Origin of the sequence: Streptacidiphilus alkalitolerans (assembly GCF_042511045.1) — a bacterium.
Classification (GTDB): Bacteria; Actinomycetota; Actinomycetes; order Streptomycetales; family Streptomycetaceae; genus Streptacidiphilus; species Streptacidiphilus alkalitolerans.
On the sequence record NZ_JBHEZX010000016.1, the window covers coordinates 64,713 to 89,635 of the forward strand.

A 24,923-nucleotide genomic window follows, 5' to 3' on the forward strand; every position below is an offset into this window, starting at 1 on the left:
CTACGGCCGCGTGGTCACGGCGGCCTCCAGGACCGCGCCCACCCGTACCACCCGGTGCTGCCAGCAGGCCACCCGGGTCATCTCCTGCTCCGTCAACTGCCGGTCCTCCCACAGCAGCAGGGCTTCGCAGTTGAGTCGGACCGCCGCCTCCTCGGGGGACACCGAGTGGTCCGCGGCCCAGCGGAGCACCTCGGCCCCGGTGGGGGCGGTCGCGGGCGCGTCCCGCCAGGCCGCCACCAGCCGCGCCGCGACCGGCAGCAGTGGGCGCACGGCCTCCACATAGGCGTCGACCAGCACCAGCATCGGGCTGGCGCCGAGCCTTTCGCGCCAGAGCGGGAGTAACTCCTGGTCCAACTCCCGCACCAGATCGGCCTGTACCGAGAGGACCTGGGTCAGCCACAGCGGCTCCGGTCCACCGCTCGGAGGCAGCCCGCCCGGCGGCCCGGCCCCTTCGAGGCGGTCCCGCCGGTACAGGAGCGCCGCGCCGAAGGCGGCCTCCTCGTGGGAGGGCGCCCACTCCAGTGTGACCAGCGCATGCTCGATCGCGCTCAGCCGGTCCCGGTCCATGCCAACACCGTACGGCCGTACGGCTGGGTGGAAGGAGGTGAGGGCGGCTCCGGAAGTGGGGAGAGACTGTGAAGAGAGGCGCGGCCGGCCAACTGGTCCGGTCCGGTTGGGTATCCGTCGCAGAGGAAAGCCAGGAACGGGTGCTGACCGGGGAAGCCCCCAGGGCGGGAGGAAGCAGCGGGATGTCCACGATCCAGGCACTGGAGTGGCGCGGCCGCGCCGAGGAGATCACTCGTCGGCAGTCGGAACTCCGCCGGCTCCAGTCCCGGTACGAGCAGGAGCGCGCGGACGCCCTCGCCGAGGGGCACGGGCGGGGCGTGAGCACGGCGGAGCAGGCGCTCCTCGCCGAGCAGCACGCCCTGTCGCAGGAACGGATGGCGCTGCTGCTACAGGTCGAGAAGCGCAGGGGGCTGCTGCGTCTGCACCAGAGCGGATTCGACCGGGCCCGGGGCGCGAGCCGTACCGCCGCCTCCGCCGAGGAGCAGCTGGTGCGGGCGGAGCTGTCGCTGCTGGAGGCCACCCGGGTCTTCCTGAACGGCACCGCCGAACGCGACCGGGACCACCAGGCGGCGCTGGACGGCCAGGACCCGGCCCGGCCCGGCAGGCACCGGCGTGCGGGCGCGCCGACCCGCGAGCGACCCCGCGGCTGAGCGATCGTCCGCTGTCGCGCGCGGCCGTGCGTGGCCGTGCCGTGCACTGGGGCGGCTGCGGCCTAGGATGGAGTGCGGGCTGCCGGGAGGCGCCCGCGGGTAGTGATGGCGTGATGGCGTGATGGTTGCACTGGGCGGTGGCATGGCAGATCTGGCGCGCGTGGCGATCGAGCTCACCAGCGCTGCGCAGGGCGTCCGGGCCGGTGTGCTGGACCGGCTGTGCGAGGCGTGCGTGCGTACGCTCCCGGTGGACGGCGCCGCCATCTCGATGATGACCGGCCCCGGCCGACCGGTCGCCCGCTCCGCCAGCAGCCGACAGGTGGCGGGGCTGGAGGAGCTGCAGTTCACCCTCGGCGAGGGCCCCGGCATGGCCGCCTTCACCCTGGGCGAGCCCGTCACGGTGGCCGACCTGTACCGGCCGGACAGCCGCTGGCCGGTCTTCGCCGCCCAGGCCGCCACGGTCACCTCCGCCGCCGGATGCCCGCTGCGCGCGGTGTACGCCTTTCCGCTCGCCCTCGGCCGGGTGCCGCTGGGCGTGCTCGACCTCTACCGGAGCGAACCCAGCGATCTGGATCCCGAGCTGGACGAGCAGGCGCGGCTGGCGGTCGACACGGTCGCCCTGGTGCTGGCGGGCACCGCGGGCCGGCCGGCCGGGGGCGGTCCCGGCGCCGACTGGTTGCACGACTCCCTGCTCGACCAGGTCGAGGTGGACCAGGCGGTCGGGATGGCCATGGTCCAACTGGGAGTGGCCTCGGACGAGGCGCTGGCCCGGCTCCGCGGATACGCCTTCGCGCACGGACTGACGATGAGCGAGGTGGCCTCCGCGATCGTCGGCCGTACTCTGCGTCTTTCCCGAGGGGAGCAGTGAGAGTGTCGTCGGGCCCGGGACGGGGGCGTAGCGTGGAGCGAGGAGGTGGCTGTGTCGGGTGAAGCGAAGTGGAACGAGGCATTTGCGGATCTGGCGGAGGTCCTGGTCAGCGACTTCGACCTGGCCGATCTGCTGCACCGTCTCGCGGACGCCTCCATGCGCGTGTGCGGAGCCGCCGGGGCCGGCATCGTCGTGGCCGACCAGACCGGCCGACTGCGGGACATCGTCTACTCCAGCGAGGGGATCCGCAGGCTGGAACGCATTCAGCTCGACACGGGCGAGGGCCCCTGCGTCCTGTGCTACCGCTCCGGACAAGCCGTCCAGGAACCCGACATCGCCTCCCTCGCCGAGAGGTGGCCGCGCTTCGCGGCGGCGGCCTCGGGCCTCGGCATCCACTCGGCGAACGCGGTGCCGCTGCGGCTGCGGGGGCGCACGGTGGGAGCGCTCAACCTCTTCCACCCGCGGCCGGGAGTCGCCGAATCGGCCGCGTTGCGGGCCGTGCAGGCGCTGGCCGACCTGGCGATGCTGGGCATCGTGCAGCACAGCCACGCGGGGGCGCCGCCCGAGTCGGTCCCGGTCCAGGTGCGGAACGCCCTGCTCGAACGCTCCCAGATCGAGCGGGCCAAGGGCATCCTGGCCGAACAGGGCAGCCTGTCGATGGACGAGGCGTTCGAGCGCCTGCGCCACTACGCGCTGCTCCACGGCGCCGGGCTCACCCAGGCCGCGGAAGCACTGAACACCTCGCCCGCCAGCGCCGAGTCCGTCCTGAGCGCGACCGCGCCCTGAGCGCGACGGCGTGGTGGGCGCGACGGCGCGTTGGGCTTCCCGCGTGTATTGACCGGACCCGGGCGCGGCGCAGGGCGTAGCGTTGGGGCGTCCAGCACAGGGGTCAGCCAGGGTTGGGCCGGAGACGGCAGGCCGACCGCAGCTGACGAGGAGCCAACATGTGGGCAGAGCGCGGCAGTCTGGCAGTAGCGGCACGGCTGGCGAGTTCCGCCCGGGCGCTGCAGGGCCACGCCGGCGTCGGCGAAACCCTCCGGGCCATCGCCGAGACAGCACGCGAGCTCGTGGAAGGCAGCGAGCACGCCGGTGTCAGCCTCCTCGGCTCCGACGGCTCCCTCACCAGCCCCGCCTACACCGACCCGACGGTGCTGCAACTGGACCAGCTGCAGGCCGAACTCGACCAGGGGCCCAGCCTGGAGGCGATGCGGGGAAGCCAGAGCCAGGTGCTGCAGATCGACGACATCGCCCAGGAGCAGCGCTGGCCGGCCTTCACCCGCGGCGCCGGCGCGCTCGGCATCGGCAGCATGCTGGCCTGCCGCATCTCCACCGGCGGCACCCCCGCCGCCGCCCTGAACCTGCACGCCGGCCGGCCGTCGGCCTTCAACGACGAGGCGGTGGAACTGGCCGTGGTCTTCGCCGTCCACGCGTCGCTGGCACTGGTGAACGCCGGCCTGGTCGAATCCCTGCGCCGCTCGATGGAGAGCCGCCAGGCCATCGGCGAGGCAACCGGCATCCTGATGGAACGCCACCGGGTGACCTCCCAGAAAGCCTTCGAGCTCCTGGTCGAAGCCTCACAGCGACTCAACGTCAAACTCCGCGACATCGCAGCCCGCGTGGTCGAGACCGGCCAGGACCCCACCAGCATCAAACGCCCCCAACGACCCCCCACCGGCCCCATCCCGTCCCACTGACACGTCCAGGGCCGCCCTGCCCCGAGGGGTGGCTATGGGTCGTGCCTACACGGTCGGAGGTTCGGTGTACCGCTCCAGCGCCGCCTTGGTGGTACTGGCGTCCACAAAGGACAGGGTCCATGGACCCGTGTTCACGTCGAACTCCTTGCCGAACCCGACCCACTTGCCGGCCATGCGCCGGTTGGTGGGCTCGATCAGCAGTTGGATTGCGCCGTGGTACCGCGCCCCGTTGTAGTAGCCGTCTGCTGCTGTCTGCTCTGTCCACGTGCCGGTGACCACGTTCCGATCGACCGTCAGGTCGAGGGTGATCGGACTGTCCGGATTCGTGGACGTGCCAGGCAGTGAGCGGCCGGTCAAGCGGTTGCCGTGTTGGATCAGCAAGACGTAGTGGGCGGCTGTGAAGGTATCGCCCCTGCTCGAAGAGAAGTACTCGTACCGGCTGATCCACACGCCACCATGGTTGTGGACCGGTGCGGGTGACGTCGCTACAGGAATCGGCGCAGCCCCGGTTTCGACGTCCAGGTCGTGGCCTCCGCGCCCGTCGTCCGCCACCCCGAGCAGGGGGACCGGGAGACGGAACCCCAGGGACTCCACGGGGAGTCCCGTAAGCGACTCCAAGGCCCGCGCGTAGACGGGCCTGGGATATGTAGACGTCTCAATGACACCGGTTTGACGCCCCAGTGACGCCCGCCTCGTCGTCGCGCTGAGTACGTCACCGAGCACAGCATGTTGAACATGGATGGCAGCAACGAAGCGGCGACAGCCCGGCGTGGACTGAGGGTAAATGACCGTTCCGCATAACCCCCAACTCTGAGAACGCGCAGAGCGCAGGCCCAAGGATCCCCGTCCCCACAGGAGACGGGCGCGAGGTACTCGATGCAAGGAGGCACACACCATGAGTGAAACTGCACCGCCTGTGGGATTAGGCGTTGACCCGCGCAACCTGATCCACCCCGAGGTCCGCGGCCTGATCGTCACCACCATGCGGGCCCAGCGCCCGGAGGTGGCCGAGGAGCGTGCGGAACTGGGCGTAGGTCAGATGGCCGCGTTCCTCACGGCCTGCGTCAAGTCGGACCGCCCGCTCAGCCCGTCGCCGGAGGTGGACGACTACTGGCACGCGTTCGTCCTCAACACCGAGGCGTACATGACCTGGTGCACCGAGATGTTCGGCAAGATGGTGCACCACAAGCCGGGCTACTTGGACCCGGAGGAGCACGGCGGGGGCAAGGTGCTGCGGGCCCGCGCCATCGATGCCATCGCGGAGCTTGGTTTCCTGCTCGAACCCGACTTCTGGCCGGAGATCGAGTTGGCCCAGTGCTCACAATGCCATGCCAACTGCTCTGACTCCCCGTTCACCGGCAGGAAGTAGAGGGACCAGTGCGGCCGGTGTCCTGCGAGAGGGCACCGGCCCGCCCCTCGTGTGAGGCAAGGAATCCACAGTGTCGCAGCGAATCGAGTGGGCCCAACTCCCTGACGATGCACGGGAAGTGGTTCAGAAGCACAGCGGTCCGGTACTCAGTGCCCGGAGTGCCGACAACGGAGTCATGTCCGCCTTTGCGAGCACGCTCGATACCGGGACGGGACCGGTGTTCCTCAAGGCCACCCCGGCGGACAACCCACACGCGTGGATCTACCACCATGAGGCGCGGGTGACCGCCGCCGCTCCGCTGGCCCCGCCCCTGCTGTGGGAGGCCGAAGGGGGAGGGTGGCTGCTGTACGGGTACGCCGCTCTGGTCGGCAGGCACCCGAGCTTCGCCCCCGGCTCTCCCGACCTGCTGCCGGTCGTCCAGGCCTTGTCGGTCGTGTCCGGGCACCCGTGGCCAGTGGAGATCAGCAAGAAGCCGCTGAGTGACCGGCTGGCCCGGTTCGTTCCTGTGGGCTGTGAGGGAGCGTTGGACGGCACAGCGCTCGCCCACACGGATGCCGGGGAGTTCAATCTCCTGGTCACCGACACCGGGGTCCGACTGCTCGACTGGGCATTGTCTTGCCCCGGCCCGGACTGGGCAGACGCGGCTCTGCTCGTTCCCCGCCTGATCGCAGCGGGCCACACCCCAGAGCAAGCCGACTGCATCGCCCGGCATGTCCCGGCCTACCGTGATGCGGACCCGGACCGGCTGGGGATCTTCGCCCGGACCGTCCATGCGTTTTGGTCCTTCCGGACCGGTGAAGACCCGCTCCCACAGAGGGTGAGACTGACGGAGGCTGCCGAACGCTGGTCCCTGACTACGCGTCTGCGAGGGTGAGCGCGTCCGCCAAATCTGCCCCGCCTCCTGCTCCCCCGTGCAGCTGGTCGGGGCTTCCCCGTAGCCACTCTGACGAGTGGTCCGTGATGGCCCTCGGAAGTGCCGGCAGGTTGCCATGGCGGCTGTGTGAGGGCATTACCGAGGACGGCGGCCGCGAAGTGTGCGCAGCACCTTTGCCGTCACCGCGACGATCCGGGCGATCTTCGCCCAGCCCAACGCCGACGCTGTCCGGAGCTGGCTCGACACCGGTGCCGAGATGCTCGGCAAGCAGTCCCCGAAGGTCAGGGAGATCCTCTTGGAGGAGTAGGACGACCTGACCGCGTTCGCCCTGTCCCGGAGCGACTTTGGAAGAAGATCCAGTCGACGAACCCGCTGGAGCGAATCAACCGCGAGGTCAGGCGCCACACCGACGTTGTCCACGTAGGCGGCGCCGGGACGCTCGCCCGGCCCTGCCGTCGCGAACAGTCCGGGCCACTCGGCGTCGATCCACTGTCCGTCCAGAGTGAGCAGGGCGAAGGTGGCGATGGCCCGGAACGCTGCCTCCTTCAGATCGGCCTGAGGATCCCGAGCGAATCGAGAGATCGGGTCGCTGTCGGGCCAAAGCACCCATAGGCCCAGGTGCGGGTAGCGGTCCCAGGCGGAGCGATGGTTCAGTGCACGCACCAGGGGCTGTGCGTGGTGGTCGGCGACGGCCTGCTCGCGGGGGGTCTGGTTGTACCACCGCGAGTAGCGGTTCAGGGTGCGGGTGTCGAGGAAGCCTGTTCCTCTGCCACCGGCAGGGCCTCAAACCACTTTGCCAACGCTGCGACGGAAGACCGGTACGCCTTAATCGTGCGCGTCGGAAATGGCCGACCACGCTTATTGGTCGTGGTCTGCAAATACGCCACGAATTCAGCGAGGATCGTTTCCTTGGCGTCTACCGCTGCTGCGGCGAGCCCCGCGTACGGGTGGGTCCTCCTGGTCGGTTCGCTGCTCCGCAGGCCGGAGCGAAGCGGAGACTTGGGTATATCCGTGCGGGGTGCAACGTAGATCAACTGGGAAGAAGTCCCAGCTCAGAGGCCATGACCGGATTCGAACCGGCGTAAACCGCTTTGCAGCTGTGTTGCGCCTGACGACTGAATCATACCCATTCGGCTCGGTTTCCCATAGCCACTCCGAGACCTAGGCGACTTTCCTAGTTCGGCAGTCCTTGACGCACCATAGGACGGCGTCACAGAGGCAGGCCGGTATCAGTTGGCTACCCGTGTCGAGACAGGGTCGTAGACGGACGCACAGGGCTTCGGTCTCGTATACGAGTCCAGTCGACAAGGTTGGTCCAGTTCACACAGACACGCTGATCTTCCGGCTCGACACTGTGTTGTGGTCCACAGGTGTTGATCAGAAGCTTGTCTCAAGTCGTAGCTTTCTCAGTCGAGTTGATGCGCTGTGATCTTGTGTTCATCGGTCGTGTTGATCTTGTCGTTCTTGATCAGTGATGTTGTTGGTTGTGTTCGTCGTTCATGATCGTTCGATGTTTGAGTTCATTAGTGTCGATTGATTGTTCGTCAGTTCGTTCGTCGTTGTGTTCATCATCAGTTCGATCATTCAGATCTGTTGAGTCTCGACAGGTATTCGATGGTCGCGTTCTCTCGCTCGCCAACTACGGCATGTCCGTCAAGGGTTCTTCCGCTCTTCATTCATTGTTCCTTCTGACCGGTCATCAGTAGGTCGACAGGTACTGATTCATGGTCAGACATCCACAGGTGGATTCGATAGATGGTCGATCAGTCGCGATTTTGGTCACTGGATAATGAGGTGAGTCGGGTTAGGGGTGGGTGTACGCGTATGTGTCGGGTGACTCCCCTCGCACAGAACCAAACCAACTCCAAAATCCACGGTCGACGCCCCCTGGAAAAAATACACTTAGGAGAGAGCTAACTCCAATATCACGAAATGAGATCTACCAGCCAATGGCACCCATACCGAAGCAGCTTTGCACCTACTGCAACCAACTCCTACCGCAGACGGATTTCACTCCCAGCGTTCGAGGCAAGCGGGGGTACTACTGCAAGCCCTGCAAACAGATCAGCAACGCACAGAGGGACCGGCGGAAGCTGGACGACTCCGATACCCCTGTGGAGGCAAAACGGGGTCGCAGGCGGAAGACCTATGCGGAGAAACTGGCAAATAGGGCCGAGAAGGAGTCCCAGAGGGCTTCTGACGGCCTTTCGCGGGTGCACTGGGTAGGTTGCCCGTGTCCGCACCCTGCGACCGCCTACGGGGCCATTGAGAGGCTTAAGGAATTGACGGCCAAGGCGATAGCCCACAGTGAGGCCGAATACGCCGGAAAAGACGAGCCGGCACCGGTTTTCCTGGGAGTCTACTTCGACCACTCGTGTAACCCCTGTGGGACCACTTACCGGACGGTCGCCCTGGTGGACGACGGGACCGTTACGCGGGTCGATCGGATAGAGCTGGACGCCGAGGGAAGCAACCTCGCCAGCTACCGGCAGCAGATCCCGGACTTCCCGAGTCGGCGGATCTACGCGGCACCACCGGAACAGTAAGCGGACGCAAAGAAGCCCAGCAACCCGATATAGGTTGCTGGGCTTTTCTGTGGAGCGGGCAGGTTACCGAGTGCGGAAACCAATACTCTGAGTGCGGAGCTTGAACGCTACGTCCGCAGCGTCGTCCGGGCCACCCTGGTAAACGGTGCCGTTGTAGATGACATTAATGTCGCCACCACTGCCACCACCTAGCATCTCTCGGGTCTGCTTATTGTTGTAGACCTTGGTGCCGTACGTGCCACCGTCGATGATCTCAGGACCGTTCTCACCGACCAGGGACAGACCCTTGGCCATGCCACCCAGACGGTAGGGCAGGTACTGGTGACCGGCGTTCAGCGAGCGCACACCGGGCACGTTACTGATACCGCCATACGCCGAGTCGATATACCCACCGGGGCGGGCATCCGCAATAACCTGGTCCACAGGGTTCAGGATGTTCTTGTGGCCTGCCATGGCGTACGCGTCGAACGTCGGCTGAATGAATTGGAGTAGACCCATGGACGGGGTGCCGGCCTTGGCGTTCGAGTCGTAGTTGTTCACAATAGTGGGATTACCACCGGACTCGTTTGCGGCGATGATCGATATCCCGTTGAACCACAGGGCATTGTCTCGACCGACAATCTTCAAGCCCTCGTGAATCCAGTCCGCCGCAGAACCGGGTAGGTCCACCGCGTGAGCGATTGACGACTGGTACTTGTTGAAGGCAGTCGCGTAGGACGAGGCAATTGACTTGGTGGTCTTGTCGATCTCCATCTTGGCAGCTAGCTTTCCGTCAGCAGCGGTCGCGTTGTTGAAGCCGACCATTCCACCTGCGGCGAACCCCTGACGCCCACTGTTGATCTGGTCGAGTAGCGGACGGTTCTTGGCAGTGGCAGCAGCGTTGATGACGTACTCGCCATTGCTGAGATACGCCGGAATAGAGTCCGAGGTGCTAGACCCCGGGCCGCGTACGGCACCTCCATTGGCGTAGGTGAAGCCGGTGGTGCTGGTGTAGCTGTGCCCTGTGATCGATCCCTCGTTCACCCCGTTGAAGCTGATGGTGACGGGGATGGTCTTGGGCTTGATCCCGCCCATGGACGCGTTTACCGAGTCCTTGAAGGACTCAATGGCAGACTTGGCCTTGTCCAGCTTTCCACCCAGGCCAGGAATCCAGCCAAAGGCAACGTCGGCAGCCTTGACAATATTCAATGCCATGTTGGCGAAAGCCTGCACGATGTTGCGAGCCGCTGTCTGTAGAGCGGTGTAGACATTATTCCAGGCAGAGACAAAGAAATCTGCCACCTGCCGTACGGCGGGCATGAAATTCTGAATGCCGTAATTGGCCAGGCTAGCGAGTCCGCCGACTACCTGACTGGCCCAGCGAATTACTGTGCCAAAGGCGGTAACCAATAGCCCAAGGGCTGGAATTACGACCTCAATCAAGATTTCCTTCAGGGTCAGTAGTCCGCCCTTGAGAACGGTACCGATCAGCTGGACAAAAGGCTGAGCATTCGTCCAAGCCTTCTGGACGGAAGACCAGAAGGATTCCAGAGCCGGCACGACGTGCGTTTGGATAGAAGACCAAATTGCATCTAGGGCAGGCTTTACCTGGGCCGAAATAAGATCCCACAGATTCCGCAGACCGGGGACCAGCTTATTTACGACCCAGTCGTGGAATGGCTGTGACTTCTGGTACAGCTCGTAGAAGCCCACAGCGAGTAGGGTGATAGCCGCAACGACCGCACCCACAGGTGTAGCGATGAATGCAATGAGCGGAGCGATTAGCTCAAGCCCCTTGGACGCTAGAACGACGGCAGCAATGGCCGTGGCGATAGCGTTGATGGTTGCCGGGTCAAGCTCGCCGAGATACTTGATCAGGTTAGTCAGCCCTGTGAGTACCAGGGTTCCAAGCGGATTTAGTGCTGTGGTGAACTTGATCAGGGAAGCGGTGATGATTCCTAGGTCATTCCAGACCTTTGGACCCTCGGTGTTGACGAAGCGAACGAACTTCTGGAATCCCTGATTCTTATCAAGGTTCTGCGACCACTTCAGGAATGTGTCAGATAGACCCTTGATGCCCCCTGTGAGACGGATAGAGGTCGGCAGGAAAGCGACAAACAGATTCAGGATTCCGCGTAGGGCATTACCTAGCGCACCGCCGAGGTTGGCAGCGAGCGGAGTGAAGGCCGCTGTCAGGGCCTTGATGTTGGTAGCGGCCTCCTTGCCCTTGACCCAACCTGCGAGAGCCTTGACGCCCTTGTCCAGGGCGGCGGAGGTCTTATCGAGTAGCGGCGTGAGGAGAGTTAGGCCCGGCTTGACGACGTTGAGGAAGTCAGCAATCGGCTTGACGACGACCTTCGAATTGGCCTGGGCCCATTCATCGAATGCCTGGGCTATATGTCGGACCGCGTCATTGGCTGGTCCGGCGCTGCCGAGTAGATCCTTGAGTGCTAGCCCGTAGATGCCTAGGCCGAGGGTTACCGAAGTAGCCGCAGCGCCAAGGGCTGCTAGCGCGCCGACAGACGCCCCCGCCATCGGTACGAGAGACGTACCGGCAACAATGGCTAGGGAGATCAGCAGGCTACGGACGTTGATATTAGACTTGCCGGAGCTCTTACTGAAGTTGTCCAGAGAACGTGCCGAGCGGTCGGTGTCAGAAGACATCCGGCGCATAGCGTCACCGGTCCGATCAGCCGAATTGGTGGTGTTGTTCAGCGAGTCACTGGTGCCATTTCCTGACCCGGCCGCGCGCCGCAGGGCAGCGTCCAACTGGCCGAGTGACCTCACAGCATTGGCGACATCTGAGCGAACCGAGATAGTCAATCGAGCGACGTCGCTCATGAGATCTCACCGCCCGGATTTGGGCATACGTATAGCGTCATTGGATTTCCTTTAGATTTGGGGAAGAAAAAAGGCACGCCCAGCCTGGGATTACTCACCAGATCTGAAAGCGTGCCCTCTGTCAGTCTTGCGATTTACGACTAGCGATCTTCTTGCGCAGGAAGAGTGTGTTTGGTTACTAGTCGCTGATTCAAGTATAATCGTTAACGTGGTTGGTAAACGGGTCCGTCATGCTCGTTGGGTTTCTCGAAATAGTCCCGCTTCTGTGAATTCAGAAGCGGGATTTTTCTATTCCTCGGGAGCTTGCGGCTCTCGACCGGCTAGCACGTCGGACAGCGTCCCCGCCTTGACGGCCTCCATGATGGCTGCCGAGTCCATACCGGCTAGCTGGGCCCTGTGTAGCTGTGCGGCTCCACCGGAAGGATTGGCGGGCTCCACAGGGGGTGCGGAGGGCTTCAGGATCTCGTCAAGCAAGCCATCGGCCTGAGCAATGAGGATCTGCGCGGGTGTAGCGCTCTTTAGCCATGCACGCTGGAACTGCTCTAGCTCATTGTTCATGATGTCGATGGCCAAACGTCTGAGTAGTCCAGAGGCGTCAAGCCGCGGAACGATGCCTGAACTTCGCCGGGCTCTTCGCCCCGGGGGAAGCTGAGGCTCCCCCCGTCACGGTCGCGGTAGTAGACCAGAGTGGGATCAGGTACCGGACGGACGACCGTGGACCTCACGCCCTGGGCAACCTTCTCTATGCCATCGTCGCCACGCGAGCGTGCGATGAGTGAGACAGCGTCCAGGGATCGAACCTGATGGGTGCCAGCGAAGATCCGAGTCCCTGTGTCCGGTACAACCCGGATGCCACCTGTTGCAGGGTCAGGTACGGCGGGACCGCCCGCAGTACTGACACCAAGGGACTTCGCCTCTGCTGCCACACCGCGTAGGTACTCGTTGTGCTGCCGAACGAGACTCTCGAAGGCAGATAGATGGCTGATGGCCTCTGTGAGTTCCTTGGCGATCTCATCGACCAGGCCACTCGTGGCGTACTCGGATACCTCGTCAGATAGGGCGGTCAACTTCGCCACCCGCTCGGTGTCCTTGGCACGGGCGAGTGCAGCAGTCTTGCCCTTAACTACGCCGCGAGCATGCTCACTTGCAGCCTTGGCCGTAGCCAGGGTGGAGGCGCTAGGGGCCGGGCCGGCTCCGCTCTCCAGACGAGTAGTCAGGTCGAGAACCTTGGCCTCCGCCTCAGCCAACTCCAGCTCGGCTATGCGGAGATCCACAGAAGCATCTGCCACAGGGTCAATCTCCGACTCCTGCCGCACGCTTCGTAGCTTCACCTCGCCCTTAAGGCGCTTCAGCTCATCTGTAGTGGTTTCTGAATTTGTGGTCATGAATCCCACACGCTCCGCTTCTTGGGCTTGTCCTGCTCGAATATCACGGGGGCGGGTGGGGCGTACTCAGCGGGGTACTCGGTGTAGTTCCGCCCGTCGTAGAGGCGGACGGTCTGCACCTGGTCGTCGGTCTCGTCGCGGTCTGAAAGGTCAAGATTGCTGATGGAGTCCAGCGTCAGGTAACCATTCAGGTGCTTGACATGGCTCACGTCCTCAGGACGCTTCCCTGTGAAGGCTGCTACCACAACGGCCGCCCGCAAGAACGTGCGTGGGGCACCGTCAGGGCTGAATAGAGTTACCTCTAGTCGGCCATCGTCGCGAAGGGTGAGCGGGACCTCGGGAAGGTCTCCGGAGGCTAGGGCGTAGACGCCGGGGTAGCCGGGCACCTCACGCCGCTCGATTTCTGCTCGCTTTACTGTCATGTTGCTGCCTTGTCTGTGATGGTGGGGAATGTCCATGGCACGTACTCAGTCTCTTGGCAGAGATTCAGGTTGAAGTGCCGTTCAAGATCGCACCGTGTCGGCAGGTGCTGGGAGCAATTTAGGCAGGCCCTCCCGAGGCCAGACTCGCCGAACTCTCGTTCGTAGTAGGCGAGGTAAGCAATGCAGTCGTCGCACGTAGCGTCAGTACAAGTCATCTGCATGCATGGGGCGTGATAGTCGAAGATATCGTCATCCGACGCCGGACTGTAGCGAAACTCATTGGCCTCATGCTCGGCTACAAAATCAGCCGCGAAGCCTAGGCAAACCCCACAGGGGTCGTCACTTGAAAGCCCGTCACATGACAGACCTTCACAACCAACCGGCTTCTGCCAAGTCTGGTACTCGTACTCGAAATCGTTGTCGCGCATTGTTCTGTTTCCTTAGCGTGGTGTGGATCATCTCTTGCCCTCATTTCTTGTCATCCCTGGGCACCTGGCCATCAGGGGTCTTCCGCGTCCGGGCACCTGGCCCCTAACGGGTACTGCGGGTACTTCTCTGTGGATCGCTCTACTGTTGGTATCTCTCAGGTGGCCCGAGTCTTACAACAACTTGATGCTGCGGGTCTCCAGAACACCGAGTCTCCTGTCCCTCATCGGACAGGAAGGTGAGACGGCCTTGATTTTCGGCTGCCTTATGCACGAGAGCTTCCGGTGTGATGTTGCTGACTAGTAGCGTGGGACGCTTCGGTGCTTCGGCCTTAGCTGTGGCAAGCTCCCGGGAAAGATCTGCGTGAGTTTCCCAATCGCCACTCTTGATAGCAGCCTTCTTAGCCTCAGCCACTTGGGTAGTCAGCCGCTCAATCAGGGTGTCGCTCTCTACAATTAGAGCGTCTGCAGCCCGTTGTAGCTCGCCCTGCATTGCCACAAGTGGCGCCTTGAAGGTATTCATCACCGGCGTCTTCTTGAATCCTGACGGTGCGAAAGCTCCTGTCCAAAGAACACATGGCTTGGTGTAGTCGGGAGTCTCTACCTCAAAGCGCCCACAGGTAGCAGCAGAAATGACGCCGAATGCGACCATCGCGCACATGTCGGGTAGCTGATTGAGGTTGGCAGCCTTAGAGATGATCAGGTCACCAATTACAGATGGAAGGTCCTGGGCTGCGAATGGGGACGGGGGAATGTCGTTGGTGAAGAGTGCCCTCTGAGCCTCTTCTACAGTGGTGTAGCGGCTGGTGATTCGACCGAACGCGTCTGTCTTATAGCCCTTCCAAGGATTAGTCGTCATCGTGAGCACCACGTGCCGTAGACGACTGACGGGCTAGGTACTCTCGCACGGCCACACGGACAATGCTTGACTCTGAGCGATCTTCCTGGGCTGCCAGTTCTGACAGACTTTCAAGAAGCTCCTTAGTGAATGCATAGGACTTGGAGACAACCATTTCCTAGGTTCCTTTCAAGGGGAGTAATTGTGCTTATACTCTATTAAAGCATAGGTCTTACGCATCGAATTCCAGAGTTGTCCCATGGTGGGAATTCAAGGGAATAGCAGATCGAATTCTCAGGCGGGCACATCCTGGTGTACTGGCCCCGGAATTCGATCTGCCTCAAGCGATACCTAGGCGCGGTGTGTCGAGCCGAACCACTCGCTTGGGTACGTCCGCCGAGAGAGGCCCCGGGAGTGCCGTGGAAAGTAGCACCGGCCCCCTGGCAGCACTCAGGCCCCCCTGCGAGCTTCACAGAGGGGCCTGAGGCGTGTTGAGCGGGTACTACAGCGACAGCTCTGCGGAGACTCCGCGAGTCCAGAGTTCTTCGGCGTGCTCAGCGAACCTGTCGAACATGCCGGCCGGGCCTTGTCGGCGAAGGTGCATCAGTGGGGAGTCGTGTCCCACCAACCGCGCAAGGTGAGGAGTGACCAGCACCTCTGAATCGAACCGGAAGACCGACAGGGAGACATGGTTGATGGCGTCCAGCGGGGCGCTGTAGCGGGTCTCCAGTCCTTCAATGGGTCCGAGGGATCGTAGGGACTCCAGCGTGATCCGGATGCGCGTAGAGACCGACAGGGCGGTTTCCTCGATCGTCTCCCGCTGCTTGGTGACCTCGCCCTCAGGATCGCCCAACAGGAAGCGGACCCGGCACCCTGCCTCAAGCTTGGCCCGCAGGGTTGCGGCGAAGTTGGGCTGTTCCAGCCACAGGAAGTAGTTCGTATATCCGGCGAAATAGAGATCCGCTGTTGTGTCGGCAACTAGCTTGCCCCACACCGTAGAAGGGCAGGCAGAGCGGTAGGGGTACGCCTGGACAAGCTCCCGGTCGTGCCCTGTCTTGAGCTTGTCGCGGACTACCTGAGGCCAGATCACCTCTTCATCAACTCCCAACGCCGCGCAGGCGTCCTCGCGGTTCCGTGCGTGTGGCACTCGTTCCCCATCAGCCAACCAGCGCTCAACAGTCTTGCTGGTCACTCCAATACGACTAGCCAACTGGCGGGGAGACATGCCAGCAAGGTCCATAGCAGACCTTAATGAGGTGTTCAAGGCTTCCCCCTGGGACGTTAGGGCCGTCTCAAGGCTACGGCCCAGACGGTTGAACTGTCGCCCCACATGGACTACTTCGGCCCCTGATCAAGGTCACGATCGAACCATGCTGAAGTGAGCGATAGGGCCGAGGGAAGTGGGAGCGAGCGATGACGTCCTGGTGGGTGACCGCGGTTCCACAGACGTGCCAGGGGTGTGGGTCCAACGAACGGCTACTCGTGGCCCTGAGTCGGCTCTGCCTCGAATGCTCCGAGGGACCTTTACCGCTAGGAGAACTCGGCAGGGTCCTCGCGGCCTCTGCTGCACCCGCTATCGGTGAGACGGCGGTGGAGGACTAATGACGGGCTTGGAGGGACGACGACTCCACATCCGCATCTACTCCCTGAGTCCCACAGGGGAGACGAGCCCCGTACGCGCCGTCGAGGTCACCGGAGACTGGGACCCGTACCAGCCACCAGACCTCAGCTTGGGCTTTCCACCCTGCCGGTGCCCGCGGTGCAGCCGGCACCAGAAGAAGGCGGAGGCTGGTTGATGCCCAAGGCAGCAAGGAAGCCCCCCGTCTGTGAAGAGTGCACCCGCCTGCACGGCCAGGCCGAAGCGGCCATGCTCTGCGGGGACTACAGCAGACTGACCGACGTGCGGGTACTCCAGCGCCGTCACGAGGTAGCCGAGCACGGAAGGTCCACAGAGGGCTCCGCCACCGTTCCAACAGGACAGCAGGCCCCCTTGGAGGGGCAGTGAGCACGCCACCCCCGTTACCCGGCCACATACCCGACGTCGCCCTGTGGAGCCGTACCGAGAGGCTGCGGGTCTACTTCGACGCCAACCGCGCCCATCGTGAGGCACTGGCCGATCGTCGGCAGCAGACGGAAGACCGCTCCCCAGCTCCACACCCAGGCTGAACGAGGGTTCAGCCCCACATTCGGCCCCGGCCTCCCGCTTCCCCGTGCGGTTGGCCGGGGCTTCCTGGTGTCCTACGCCGACTAGGAGGCCGGACGCGCCGGCACTTCCGCGGACCCTTGCGGTTACTGGGCTGTGAGCCACAGGGGGCAACGGACCGGTGTAGTAGGTAGGCCCGGCGACTCTCGGTTTCCATGGCAGGCGCACAGGGGAGACCTGGTGGTATGTCAGATGAAACCGAATCTGCCGAGGTTGTCGAAGATGTCGAGGCTTCCGAGTCCCGAATTGACGGGATCGTTCTTAAGAGGCCCCGCCGCGAAGCCATAACTCTCGGCTCTGGCAACGCCACCTACATTGAGGGCATTCGCTATGTCGCGGAAGCCGTGGCCCCGGTCGTCGCAGCCGCAGCAGTCGTAGCCAAGGCGAAGATCACCAAAGGTGCTGACGTCCGCAAAGCCGAGATCCAGGCAGAGACGGACCGTCAGAGGATCGCGGCGGAGACCCGGCAGGTCGAGACCCGCGAAGGTGCCGAGACCCTACGCGAGGCGATCCGGCAGCAGAACCCCACGCCGCCGCCGACTACCTGAGTCAAGCTACGGCGCGAATGGCTTGCATCCTGCTCTTCGCCGGATTCGAGACCACGGTCAACCTGATCGGAAACGGTCCCTACGGCCCCTCAGTGGAACGCGATGGACACGTGCTGGCCGACTGCTGCCAGCAGATCCCATGCGGCGCTGCCCAGGATCACCCCGGCCGCACCGAGCACTACCACTCGCCACCAGCCGTTCCAATTGCCAGAGTGACCGTTCTCAGGGCTTCCGCCTGCTGCGGGCATGGCTGTGCTCCTCTGCGGGTGGGTGGGCTTTTGAGGGAGCGTCAGTCGCTCGCCTTAGGCCACACTCTAGCGCTAGTGGCGAAGGCTAACCTCTAAAGTGAGCTACTAGATCGAAGGTTCCACTCGTGGAACGCCTGCTTTGGATTTAATTAAATCCCGTTTCTTCCATGAAATCGAAGGTTGGGGCCTATCTGGCTCCGGTTGAGTCTGGCTTCGATCCTCGCAGTGGCTTGTGAATCGTCGGCCACGGGCTTCGAGGGCCGACGATTCATCGACTGCCCGGAAGTCGCTGTGACGCTGCTCACATGCTCCCCCTTGCTGGTGTTCACCAACGAACTCCCTGACAGCTGAGGAGCGGGTCCGGTAGATCTGTAGGGGTGACCGACGAGACCCCACCCGAGGACGGCGAGACTCCTTCCGTCCCACAGAAGTTGAAGAGCCTGTACAGGAAGCACGAGAAGACGATCAAGCGTGTTGGCGGAGGCGCGGCGGCCGTAGCCGCAGTAGCCGGTGTGATCCTGAGTCTCACCAAGGGTCAGGACGCCGCCGAGGGAGCTGAGGACATCGAATCACCGCTCCCCGTAGCCGAGTCCAAGCCACCATGCCAATCTCCTCCCGTACACGAGGTATCCGGACACTCTAGGAGGACCAAGGACGGGGGCACGATCACTATTGCGCCCTACTCTCGTGGAGGCCGCTGAGAGGCCCTGTAAGCCCCTCGGGTGTCGGTTGTACCGGCGCGGTGCTCGGACGCCGCCCCGTAGCCCGTCAGTCCTCCTCGTTCCCCAGGGCCGCCAGTGCGTCGGCTATGTCCTGGTCGGTGTAGTCCCGGTAGTCGGACGAGGGGCCCTCTCCGTGCGCTTCCTGGCCCGTCTCTGTGGCAATCGCTGCATTCATCTGGTGTTGCGACCATTCTTCAGTTTGGAGTGGCTTGCAATGTGCTGGCGCTGGCTATGCGTTTCGTTCGGCCATGGTGATACCCACCGGCAGCGACGGGTGAAACCGTTCCGGGTACTCGGATGAAAAATTTGATAACCGGCCGGTAATGCCGACCCGTGGAAGTCTGTGCACCACTGTGGTGCTATCGGTGGTGCACTGGTGGTGATGTGTGGTGAACTCAGGTCACCACGAACACCACGAGAACACCGCCCAGTGGTGACCTATATAACCGCAGGTCAGAGTACTGATGATCATGTAATGTCACCACATCACCACCAAAGTGCGCTTGCGCGGGTGGTGGTCACCATTCGGCCCTTTGAAGTAGAAGCCTAATTGAGAATATATATATACTCTAAGTAATCGTATACCTGATGCATCGCTACTCTGCGTATACATTTTGGCATTTTTCCCTGCGAGTGGTGCAAGTGGTCGTGATGTGGTGACCTCGCCCTATGGCGGCTTATCTCGGTTATCCCTGGCAATGGTAGGTGTGAAGTATTATCAAGATCGTTTGCCGGTGAGGTGTGGACCGAGGCTCGATCATGGAAAAGCCCAGGTCAGGGGTGGTGAGGTCGGTCGGAAGACCCTGAATCGGGTGGATTTATGGGTTGAATTATGTTACTCGTGAGTAACTTAGGGCTTGCACCACTTTGTATTACCCTTTGTATCAACACTCAACTCCCTTGCAAATAAAGGGAATTGGGCCAGTTTCTGACTCTGTGTTGGCTAGTTTCTGATGGCCTGTTACCCCTGTGGAGCTGACGAGGCGTCAAGGGTGCCCCTTGTGACTACTCGACACTGTGGGCCTATGGAACTCACGTGGATGCAGTTCTGAGAAATGACAAGACGTCAGTTATCGGCGAGACGGTTCTCCGTATGGCCCCCATCCTGTGGGCACCGGGGTACGAGGCGACCAACGACGGCAGGATTCTGGGTCCGGGCAGTCCCGGCATCGGTCCGACATGGCTGCGGCCGGGTATCAGCTCCACCGGGTACAAGGTGGTCGGCATCAGTGTGGACGGCAGGCAGCACATGCGGACGGTGCACAGTCTTGTCTGTGAAGCCTTCCATGGTGGTCGTCCACAACCCAACTACCAGGTAAGGCATTTGGACGGAGATAGGCTCAACAACCATGCCTGGAGCCTGGCTTGGGGAACGCGCGCTGAGAACGCGGCAGACAAGCAGGGGCATGGGACAGCTACCGGGGGGCCGAAGCTTGGCGAGGCTGAGGTGATCCAGCTTCGGGAGGCGTACTCCGAGGGCGGGGTGACCTACGCGGAGCTGGGCCAGGCGTACGACATTGACCCCTCGACCGTCCGGCGCATAGTGAAGCGCACCCTGTGGAGGAATGTGGCCTGACGGCATGACAGCACCAGGGCAAAGTGACGCCCCCAACTACCCTGTGGGTCAGGCAAGTTGGGGGCCTCTTGTTTTCGCCGGCTCGGTCAGTACCTGTCGCCTAGCTTCTGGACTGCGGCCACGGCGCGGTTGGAAGCCTGGTCGGCACCGTAGCGGAGCAGCATCCGGTGACTGGTCCACCCTCGGACGGCCATCACGTTCTCTCCGCTCACGCCGGACGACAGGAGACTGTCGCACCACGTGTGGCAAAACGAGTGCGGGGTCACCTCGGCGGGGTTGTATCCGGCTTGCTCCGCCCGCCGCTTCACCATTCGGTACAGGGCCATGTAGGCGATGCTCGCTTGACCCCTCACGCCGAGCCACAGGTGCGGGCTTGCTGCTGCCTTGTGGAGCGCACGGGCACGGAGGTACCGCCGAAGGGCCACGACGGTCCGGGGCTGTAGCGGCACCGGCCGAAGGTCCGTACTGTTCCGCTGGCCCTTGAGGGGAATCACGTACACGATGCCCTCGGCCAGGTGGAGCGAGTCCAGCGTGAGGGTCAGAAGCTCCTCGGCCCGGAGCCCGTCCGTGAGGACACACAGGATTGCGAAGTCCCGCAGGGTCTCAAAGTCCTTGACCCTCGGCGATCCACCACCTGTGACCTTGAGGACGTCGCCCACAAAGTCACTCGTGAGGGTCTTGGGCTTGCCGAGTGCGGGGGTGGCGTACCGCTGGAACGTCTTGTCGCGCCAGGGCGACGGGTGCTCGTACTCGTCTTCGAGCCACTGAAAGAACGGCGCTAGGTTCCGCTGTTGGGTGTTGGTCCCGCCCGTGTACCCGCCCTGTCCGTCGTGTGACTTCGGCACGTCGTGCGTGACGTAGTACCAGCGGAAGAACCGGTTCAGGGTGGCGGCGTCACAGGCCAGGAAGTCTCCACCGGCACCGCCAGTGGGGGAGTCGAGCCACTTGGCCAGAGCGACCACGGACGATCGGTAGGCATTCACGGTACGCCTCTGGAAAGGACGTCCACGCTTATTGGTGGTGGTCCTCAAATGCATGACGAAATCGGAAAGGATGGATTCCTTGTCGTCCATTCCTACAGTCGGAGCGGTGTAGGCCACTCCGGTCCTGCTGGCACTGCGTACGGCGGAGCGGAGCGGGCTCTTGAGACCCGTAGCGGGCTTGTTGCTGATCATGGTTGCGTCCCTGTGGAGCAGCGGGAGCTAGGCAAGTTCTAGGCGGTCTAGCGACTTGCCTAGCGTCCCTTGGGTGGTGCGCAACAAGATCCACAAGAGCTGTTTTCGCAGATCAGAGGCCATGACCGGATTCGAACCGGCGTAAACCGCTTTGCAGGCGGTCCCCTCAACCACTCGGGCACACGGCCGTGACAGGGGTGATGCGGGAAAAACTGGAGGTGCTGCTTCAGGCAGCGGCGACGGCGGGGCGACAACACGCCGTGCTGTGACAGTCGACCGGACAGGACTCGGGACGGGTGGCGCGCGTCATGCTGTGCACTGCCTTCCCGTTCATCACCGACTCCTGATCGTTGGTTGTTCCGGTCCTGCGCTTCTGGAATTGACTCTACGGTATTCGCCCCCCTATTCGTCAACACCTCTCGGGGTATTCAGTCGCACAGCATGAGGTCCTAGGTCGGGAGGCTGAGGGGGGCTCGGTCTCCCGACAGGGGTCAACGCGGTCAATGACCCTTACAATCCCTTCGGTGACCACCCACACCCACCGCCCCGTCCACGACCGCGAGACCGATCCGCCGCCGCCCGCCGACCTGGGCGGGGTGATGAGCGGCCGGTACCGCGCGCTCACCCTCGGCATCGTCTCCTGCGTGCTGCTGGTCGCCTTCGAGGCCACCGCCGTCAACACCGCCATGCCGGTGGCCGCCCGCGACCTGAACGGCCTCGGGCTGTACGCCTTCGCCTTCAGCGGGTACTTCACCGCGAGCCTGCTGGCGATGGTGGTGTCGGGGGAGTGGAGCGACAAGCGGGGGCCGCTGGGACCGCTCAGCGCCGGGATCACCACCTTCGGCGTCGGCCTGCTGATCGCCGGGACCGCGCAGAACATGTGGACCTTCGTCGGCGGGCGCGCGGTCCAGGGCCTCGGCGGCGGGCTGCTGATCGTGGCGCTGTACGTGGTGGTCGGCCGGGCCTACCCGGAGCGGCTGCGGCCGTCGGTGTTCGCGGCGTTCTCCTCGGCCTGGGTGCTGCCCTCGATCATCGGCCCGGTGATCTCCGGGACGGTCACCCAGCAGCTCGGCTGGCGCTGGGTGTTCCTGTCGATCCCGGTGCTGATCGCCCTGCCGGTCGCCCTGATGCTCCCGGAGCTGCGCCGGCTTCAGGCCGTGGCTGCAGCCACCACTACGACCCACGCAGCCGCCACCCCCACCCCGACCCCCGCCCCCCGCGGCTGGGCCCTGGACCGGCGGCGGATCCTGCTGGCGCTGGCCCTCGCGGTGGGGGCCGGGCTGCTGCAGTACGCCGGCCAGCTGCTGGACGTCTACGCGCTGATCCCGGCCGCGGCCGGCCTGGCCCTGCTGGTCCCGGCGGTCACCCGGCTGCTGCCGCGCGGCACCTTCCGGGCGGCGCGGGGCCTGCCGACGGTGATCCTGCTGCGCGGGATAGCGGCCGGGGCCTTCTTCGCCGCCGAGGCGTTCATCCCGCTGATGCTGGTCACCCAGCGCGGACTGTCGCCGACCCTGGCCGGGCTCTCGCTCACCAGCGGCGGCGTCAGCTGGGCTCTCGGCTCCTGGATCCAGGGCCGCCCGTGGGCCGGCCGGCACCGCTCGCTGCTGATCCGGACCGGCTTCCTGATGTGCGCCTTCGCCATCGCCGGGGCCGGCCTGGCGCTGGTGCCCGCGGTGCCCGCGTATGTGGTCGCGGTGGTCTGGACGGTGGGCGGGCTGGGCATGGGGCTGACCATCGCCAGCGTCGGCGTGCTGATGCTGGCCTTCTCCGAGGCCGACGACACCGGCGAGAACTCGGCCTCGCTGCAGGTGAGCGACGCGCTCGGAAACGTGCTGATGGCGGGCCTCGCCGGGGTGCTGTTCAGCGTGGTCGGGACCGGTACCGGCGGTGGCTTCGCGGCCATCTTCGCGACGATGACCGGCGTGGCCCTGCTCGGCGCGGCCGTCTGCGGGCGCACCCGGGTACGGTGAGCCAGTTCAGTCCGGTCCGCCACCACGCACGCCACCACGCACGCCACCACGCACGCCACCACGCACGCCACGACGAACATCCCGGCGTCATCCCGATGACACCGGTCCGACCCGTCGCGCCGGTAGGCTAGGCGGGTTGTCCGAAGACCGGGCGCGGGCAGTGGGGCCGACGGGGTCGGGCGGCTGCCGGCGCCATGTTCGTGCTGTCGACCCGTGCCGGAGACCGTGAGTACTGCAACCGCATCCCACCATCCGTCCCTGTCCCCCGCGTTTCCCGGACGTGCCCCCTGGGGCACCGCCGGGGCGCTCCGCGCCTGGCAGCAGGCCGCGATGGAGAGCTATGTCGAGAAGCAGCCGCGCGACTTCCTCGCGGTGGCGACCCCCGGCGCGGGGAAGACGACCTTCGCGCTGACCCTGGCGTCGTACCTGCTGCACCATCATGTGATCCAGCAGATCACCGTGGTGGCGCCGACCGAGCATCTGAAGAAGCAGTGGGCCGAGGCGGCGGCGCGGATAGGGATCCGGCTGGATCCGGGCTACAGCAGCGGGCCGCTGTCCAAGGACTACCATGGCATCGTCATCACCTACGCGGGCGTCGGGGTGAATCCGATGCTGCACCGGAACCGGGTCGAGCAGCGCAAGACGCTGGTGATCCTGGACGAGATCCACCACGCCGGCGACTCCAAGTCCTGGGGCGAGGCCTGCGCGGAGGCGTTCGAACCGGCCGCCCGGCGGCTGGCGCTGACCGGGACGCCGTTCCGCTCGGACACCAACCCGATCCCCTTCGTGGCGTACGAGGCCGGGAACGACGGGATCCGGAAGAGCATCGCCGACTTCACCTACGGCTACGGGCACGCGCTGGAGGACCATGTGGTCCGCCCGGTGATCTTCCTCTCCTACAGCGGCAACATGCGCTGGCGGACCAAGGCCGGGGACGAGGTCGCCGCGCGCCTCGGCGAGCCGATGACCAAGGACGCCGTCGCCCAGGCCTGGCGCACCGCGTTGGCCCCGCAGGGCGAGTGGATGCCCAATGTGCTGCGCGCGGCGGACAAGCGGCTGACCGAGGTGCGCAAGGGCATCCCGGACGCGGGCGGCCTGGTCATCGCCACCGACCAGAACGTGGCCCGCGCCTACGCCAAGATGCTCAAGGAGATCACCGGGGAGAAGGTCACCCTGGTGCTGTCCGACGAGGCCGAGTCCTCGCAGCGGATCACCGACTTCTCCGAGGGCGCCCAGCGCTGGATGGTCGCGGTGCGGATGGTGTCCGAGGGCGTGGACGTGCCCCGGCTCGCGGTCGGCGTCTACGCCACCTCGATCTCCACCCCGCTGTTCTTCGCCCAGGCGGTCGGACGCTTCGTCCGGGCCAGGAAGCGCGGCGAGACCGCGTCGGTGTTCCTGCCGTCCGTGCCGACCCTGCTGACCTTCGCCAATGAGATGGAACTGCAGCGGGACCACGTCCTGGACCGGAAGAAGAACAAGGAGGACGGCCTCTTCGACGAGGAGGACGCCCTGCTCGCCGACGCCGAGAAGACAAAGGACGAGGCCGACGGCGAGGACGAACTGCCGTGGGAGGCACTGGAGTCGGACGCGGTGTTCGACCGGGTGCTCTACGACGGCAAGGAGTTCGGCATGCAGGCGCATGCCGGGTCCGAGGAGGAAGAGGAGTACCTGGGCATTCCCGGCCTGCTGGAGCCGGACCAGGTGCAGATACTGCTGCAGAAGCGGCAGACCCGGCAGATCCAGCGCAGCAAGGCCAAGCCGGCCGAGCAGGCCGACCTGATCGAACTGCCGGCCGAGAAGCGTCCCGTGGTCACCCACAAGCAGCTGCAGGAGCTCCGCAAGGAGCTGAACGGCCTGGTCGGCGCCTGGCACCACCGGACCAACCAGCCGCACGGCACCATCCACAACGAGCTGCGCCGGGTCTGCGGCGGACCGCTCACGGCGCAGGCGACGGCGGGTCAGCTGCAGGCCCGCATCAAAAAAATTCAAGAGTGGGCGACCACCATCACCTGACCGTCCATCA

Annotated in this window: 22 protein-coding genes, 1 tRNA gene and 2 pseudogenes; 12 read left to right on the top strand and 13 right to left on the bottom strand. The window is 64.2% G+C overall.

Features of this window, described 5'->3' with window-relative positions; translation table 11 throughout:
• Positions 1 to 567 (bottom strand): hypothetical protein, encoded by a 567-nt coding sequence (locus tag ACEZDG_RS29220; protein ID WP_380515071.1) that lies wholly within the window; start codon positions 565 to 567, stop codon positions 1 to 3.
• Between the two features lie 182 nt (positions 568 to 749).
• Here ACEZDG_RS29220 and ACEZDG_RS29225 point away from each other — a divergent pair, with 182 nt between their 5' ends.
• The 4 genes from ACEZDG_RS29225 (at position 750) to ACEZDG_RS29240 (ending at position 3,779) form a co-directional block, all read left to right on the top strand.
• Positions 750 to 1,217, top strand: coding sequence for a hypothetical protein (locus ACEZDG_RS29225; protein WP_380515074.1), 468 nt, complete (start codon positions 750 to 752; stop codon positions 1,215 to 1,217).
• A 142-nt stretch (positions 1,218 to 1,359) separates the two neighbouring features.
• Positions 1,360 to 2,085 (top strand): GAF and ANTAR domain-containing protein, encoded by a 726-nt coding sequence (locus tag ACEZDG_RS29230; protein WP_380515077.1) that lies wholly within the window; start codon positions 1,360 to 1,362, stop codon positions 2,083 to 2,085.
• A 51-nt stretch (positions 2,086 to 2,136) separates the two neighbouring features.
• Positions 2,137 to 2,871 carry a GAF and ANTAR domain-containing protein gene (locus tag ACEZDG_RS29235; RefSeq protein ID WP_380515080.1) on the top strand — a complete coding sequence of 245 codons (735 nt, stop codon included), beginning with the start codon at positions 2,137 to 2,139 and terminating at the stop codon, positions 2,869 to 2,871.
• 158 nt (positions 2,872 to 3,029) lie between these two features.
• On the top strand, positions 3,030 to 3,779 hold the full coding sequence (locus ACEZDG_RS29240; protein WP_380515082.1) for a GAF and ANTAR domain-containing protein: 750 nt from the start codon (positions 3,030 to 3,032) through the stop codon (positions 3,777 to 3,779).
• A gap of 45 nt (positions 3,780 to 3,824) precedes the next feature.
• On the opposite strand, the pseudogene ACEZDG_RS29245 reads toward ACEZDG_RS29240, so the two are convergent.
• Positions 3,825 to 4,430: pseudogene (locus ACEZDG_RS29245) on the bottom strand (XRE family transcriptional regulator); the annotation flags it as partial.
• Between the two features lie 265 nt (positions 4,431 to 4,695).
• Here ACEZDG_RS29245 and ACEZDG_RS29250 point away from each other — a divergent pair.
• The 4 genes and pseudogenes from ACEZDG_RS29250 to ACEZDG_RS29265 all read left to right on the top strand — a co-directional run bounded on the left by ACEZDG_RS29250 (position 4,696) and on the right by ACEZDG_RS29265 (position 8,568).
• The gene (locus tag ACEZDG_RS29250) at positions 4,696 to 5,148 is read left to right on the top strand and encodes a hypothetical protein (RefSeq protein ID WP_380515085.1); all 453 of its coding nucleotides are present in this window, start codon (positions 4,696 to 4,698) and stop codon (positions 5,146 to 5,148) included.
• A 175-nt stretch (positions 5,149 to 5,323) separates the two neighbouring features.
• A complete protein-coding gene (locus ACEZDG_RS29255) occupies positions 5,324 to 6,022 on the top strand; it encodes a hypothetical protein (protein ID WP_380515088.1) in 699 nt (232 codons plus the stop codon).
• A 178-nt stretch (positions 6,023 to 6,200) separates the two neighbouring features.
• Positions 6,201 to 6,445, top strand: a pseudogene (locus tag ACEZDG_RS29260) (transposase); the annotation flags it as partial.
• 1,526 nt (positions 6,446 to 7,971) lie between these two features.
• A complete protein-coding gene (locus ACEZDG_RS29265) occupies positions 7,972 to 8,568 on the top strand; it encodes a hypothetical protein (protein ID WP_380515091.1) in 597 nt (198 codons plus the stop codon).
• A 63-nt stretch (positions 8,569 to 8,631) separates the two neighbouring features.
• On the opposite strand, the gene ACEZDG_RS29270 is transcribed toward ACEZDG_RS29265, so the two are convergent.
• From ACEZDG_RS29270 to ACEZDG_RS29300, 7 genes are all read right to left on the bottom strand, one after another.
• Entirely contained in the window at positions 8,632 to 11,388 is a 2,757-nt protein-coding gene (locus tag ACEZDG_RS29270) for a transglycosylase SLT domain-containing protein (protein ID WP_380515094.1), read from the bottom strand.
• Between the two features lie 288 nt (positions 11,389 to 11,676).
• Positions 11,677 to 11,961 (bottom strand): hypothetical protein, encoded by a 285-nt coding sequence (locus ACEZDG_RS29275; protein ID WP_380515096.1) that lies wholly within the window; start codon positions 11,959 to 11,961, stop codon positions 11,677 to 11,679.
• On the bottom strand, positions 11,943 to 12,782 hold the full coding sequence (locus tag ACEZDG_RS29280; protein ID WP_380515099.1) for a hypothetical protein: 840 nt from the start codon (positions 12,780 to 12,782) through the stop codon (positions 11,943 to 11,945). Before ACEZDG_RS29280 ends, ACEZDG_RS29275 begins: the two co-directional genes overlap by 19 nt.
• Entirely contained in the window at positions 12,770 to 13,231 is a 462-nt protein-coding gene (locus ACEZDG_RS29285) for a hypothetical protein (RefSeq protein WP_380515102.1), read from the bottom strand. The genes ACEZDG_RS29280 and ACEZDG_RS29285 overlap by 13 nt, the downstream gene beginning before the upstream one ends.
• A gap of 531 nt (positions 13,232 to 13,762) precedes the next feature.
• Entirely contained in the window at positions 13,763 to 14,491 is a 729-nt protein-coding gene (locus ACEZDG_RS29290; protein WP_380515105.1) for a DUF3987 domain-containing protein, read from the bottom strand.
• The gene (locus ACEZDG_RS29295; RefSeq protein ID WP_380515108.1) at positions 14,469 to 14,633 is read right to left on the bottom strand and encodes a ribbon-helix-helix protein, CopG family; all 165 of its coding nucleotides are present in this window, start codon (positions 14,631 to 14,633) and stop codon (positions 14,469 to 14,471) included. The genes ACEZDG_RS29290 and ACEZDG_RS29295 overlap by 23 nt, the downstream gene beginning before the upstream one ends.
• A gap of 327 nt (positions 14,634 to 14,960) precedes the next feature.
• Positions 14,961 to 15,650, bottom strand: a complete 690-nt coding sequence (locus tag ACEZDG_RS29300; protein ID WP_380515111.1) for an XRE family transcriptional regulator — start codon at positions 15,648 to 15,650, stop codon at positions 14,961 to 14,963.
• A 1,196-nt stretch (positions 15,651 to 16,846) separates the two neighbouring features.
• Here ACEZDG_RS29300 and ACEZDG_RS29305 point away from each other — a divergent pair.
• Positions 16,847 to 17,209 carry a hypothetical protein gene (locus tag ACEZDG_RS29305; protein ID WP_380515114.1) on the top strand — a complete coding sequence of 121 codons (363 nt, stop codon included), beginning with the start codon at positions 16,847 to 16,849 and terminating at the stop codon, positions 17,207 to 17,209.
• Positions 17,210 to 17,298: 89 nt separating this feature from the next.
• Here the strand turns inward: ACEZDG_RS29305 and ACEZDG_RS29310 are convergent, their stop codons facing one another.
• Together ACEZDG_RS29310 and ACEZDG_RS29315 are read right to left on the bottom strand one after the other, a co-directional pair.
• Complete coding sequence (locus tag ACEZDG_RS29310; protein ID WP_380515116.1) at positions 17,299 to 17,457, bottom strand: hypothetical protein; 159 nt, start codon at positions 17,455 to 17,457, stop codon at positions 17,299 to 17,301.
• A 768-nt stretch (positions 17,458 to 18,225) separates the two neighbouring features.
• Positions 18,226 to 18,354, bottom strand: coding sequence for a hypothetical protein (locus ACEZDG_RS29315; protein ID WP_380515119.1), 129 nt, complete (start codon positions 18,352 to 18,354; stop codon positions 18,226 to 18,228).
• An 861-nt stretch (positions 18,355 to 19,215) separates the two neighbouring features.
• On the opposite strand from ACEZDG_RS29315, the gene ACEZDG_RS29320 reads away from it, so the two are divergent.
• Positions 19,216 to 19,755 carry an HNH endonuclease gene (locus ACEZDG_RS29320; protein WP_380515122.1) on the top strand — a complete coding sequence of 180 codons (540 nt, stop codon included), beginning with the start codon at positions 19,216 to 19,218 and terminating at the stop codon, positions 19,753 to 19,755.
• Positions 19,756 to 19,841: 86 nt separating this feature from the next.
• Here the strand turns inward: ACEZDG_RS29320 and ACEZDG_RS29325 are convergent, their stop codons facing one another.
• Both ACEZDG_RS29325 and ACEZDG_RS29330 read right to left on the bottom strand, forming a co-directional pair.
• Positions 19,842 to 20,828, bottom strand: coding sequence for a tyrosine-type recombinase/integrase (locus ACEZDG_RS29325; protein ID WP_380515125.1), 987 nt, complete (start codon positions 20,826 to 20,828; stop codon positions 19,842 to 19,844).
• 218 nt (positions 20,829 to 21,046) lie between these two features.
• Positions 21,047 to 21,118 (bottom strand) — tRNA-Cys (locus tag ACEZDG_RS29330).
• A 315-nt stretch (positions 21,119 to 21,433) separates the two neighbouring features.
• On the opposite strand from ACEZDG_RS29330, the gene ACEZDG_RS29335 reads away from it, so the two are divergent.
• Both ACEZDG_RS29335 and ACEZDG_RS29340 read left to right on the top strand, forming a co-directional pair.
• Entirely contained in the window at positions 21,434 to 22,900 is a 1,467-nt protein-coding gene (locus tag ACEZDG_RS29335) for an MFS transporter (protein WP_380515128.1), read from the top strand.
• A gap of 225 nt (positions 22,901 to 23,125) precedes the next feature.
• A complete protein-coding gene (locus ACEZDG_RS29340; RefSeq protein ID WP_380515130.1) occupies positions 23,126 to 24,913 on the top strand; it encodes a DEAD/DEAH box helicase in 1,788 nt (595 codons plus the stop codon).
• The last annotated feature ends 10 nt before the right edge of the window (positions 24,914 to 24,923 follow it).

Bases quoted from the DNA above. Each gene is read 5' to 3' on its own strand.
- ACEZDG_RS29285 (WP_380515102.1), bottom strand. From the start codon at position 13,231: ATGGACATTCCCCACCATCACAGACAAGGCAGCAACATGACAGTAAAG.
- ACEZDG_RS29230 (WP_380515077.1), top strand. From the start codon at position 1,360: ATGGCAGATCTGGCGCGCGTGGCGATCGAGCTCACCAGCGCTGCGCAG.
- ACEZDG_RS29310 (WP_380515116.1), bottom strand. From the start codon at position 17,457: ATGCCCGCAGCAGGCGGAAGCCCTGAGAACGGTCACTCTGGCAATTGG.
- ACEZDG_RS29295 (WP_380515108.1), bottom strand. From the start codon at position 14,633: ATGGTTGTCTCCAAGTCCTATGCATTCACTAAGGAGCTTCTTGAAAGT.
- ACEZDG_RS29240 (WP_380515082.1), top strand. From the start codon at position 3,030: ATGTGGGCAGAGCGCGGCAGTCTGGCAGTAGCGGCACGGCTGGCGAGT.
- ACEZDG_RS29270 (WP_380515094.1), bottom strand. From the start codon at position 11,388: ATGAGCGACGTCGCTCGATTGACTATCTCGGTTCGCTCAGATGTCGCC.
- ACEZDG_RS29325 (WP_380515125.1), bottom strand. From the start codon at position 20,828: ATGGACGACAAGGAATCCATCCTTTCCGATTTCGTCATGCATTTGAGG.
- ACEZDG_RS29305 (WP_380515114.1), top strand. From the start codon at position 16,847: ATGTCAGATGAAACCGAATCTGCCGAGGTTGTCGAAGATGTCGAGGCT.
- ACEZDG_RS29255 (WP_380515088.1), top strand. From the start codon at position 5,324: ATGTCCGCCTTTGCGAGCACGCTCGATACCGGGACGGGACCGGTGTTC.
- ACEZDG_RS29220 (WP_380515071.1), bottom strand. From the start codon at position 567: ATGGACCGGGACCGGCTGAGCGCGATCGAGCATGCGCTGGTCACACTG.
- ACEZDG_RS29225 (WP_380515074.1), top strand. From the start codon at position 750: ATGTCCACGATCCAGGCACTGGAGTGGCGCGGCCGCGCCGAGGAGATC.
- ACEZDG_RS29315 (WP_380515119.1), bottom strand. From the start codon at position 18,354: ATGAATGCAGCGATTGCCACAGAGACGGGCCAGGAAGCGCACGGAGAG.
- ACEZDG_RS29265 (WP_380515091.1), top strand. From the start codon at position 7,972: ATGGCACCCATACCGAAGCAGCTTTGCACCTACTGCAACCAACTCCTA.
- ACEZDG_RS29335 (WP_380515128.1), top strand. From the start codon at position 21,434: ATGACCCTTACAATCCCTTCGGTGACCACCCACACCCACCGCCCCGTC.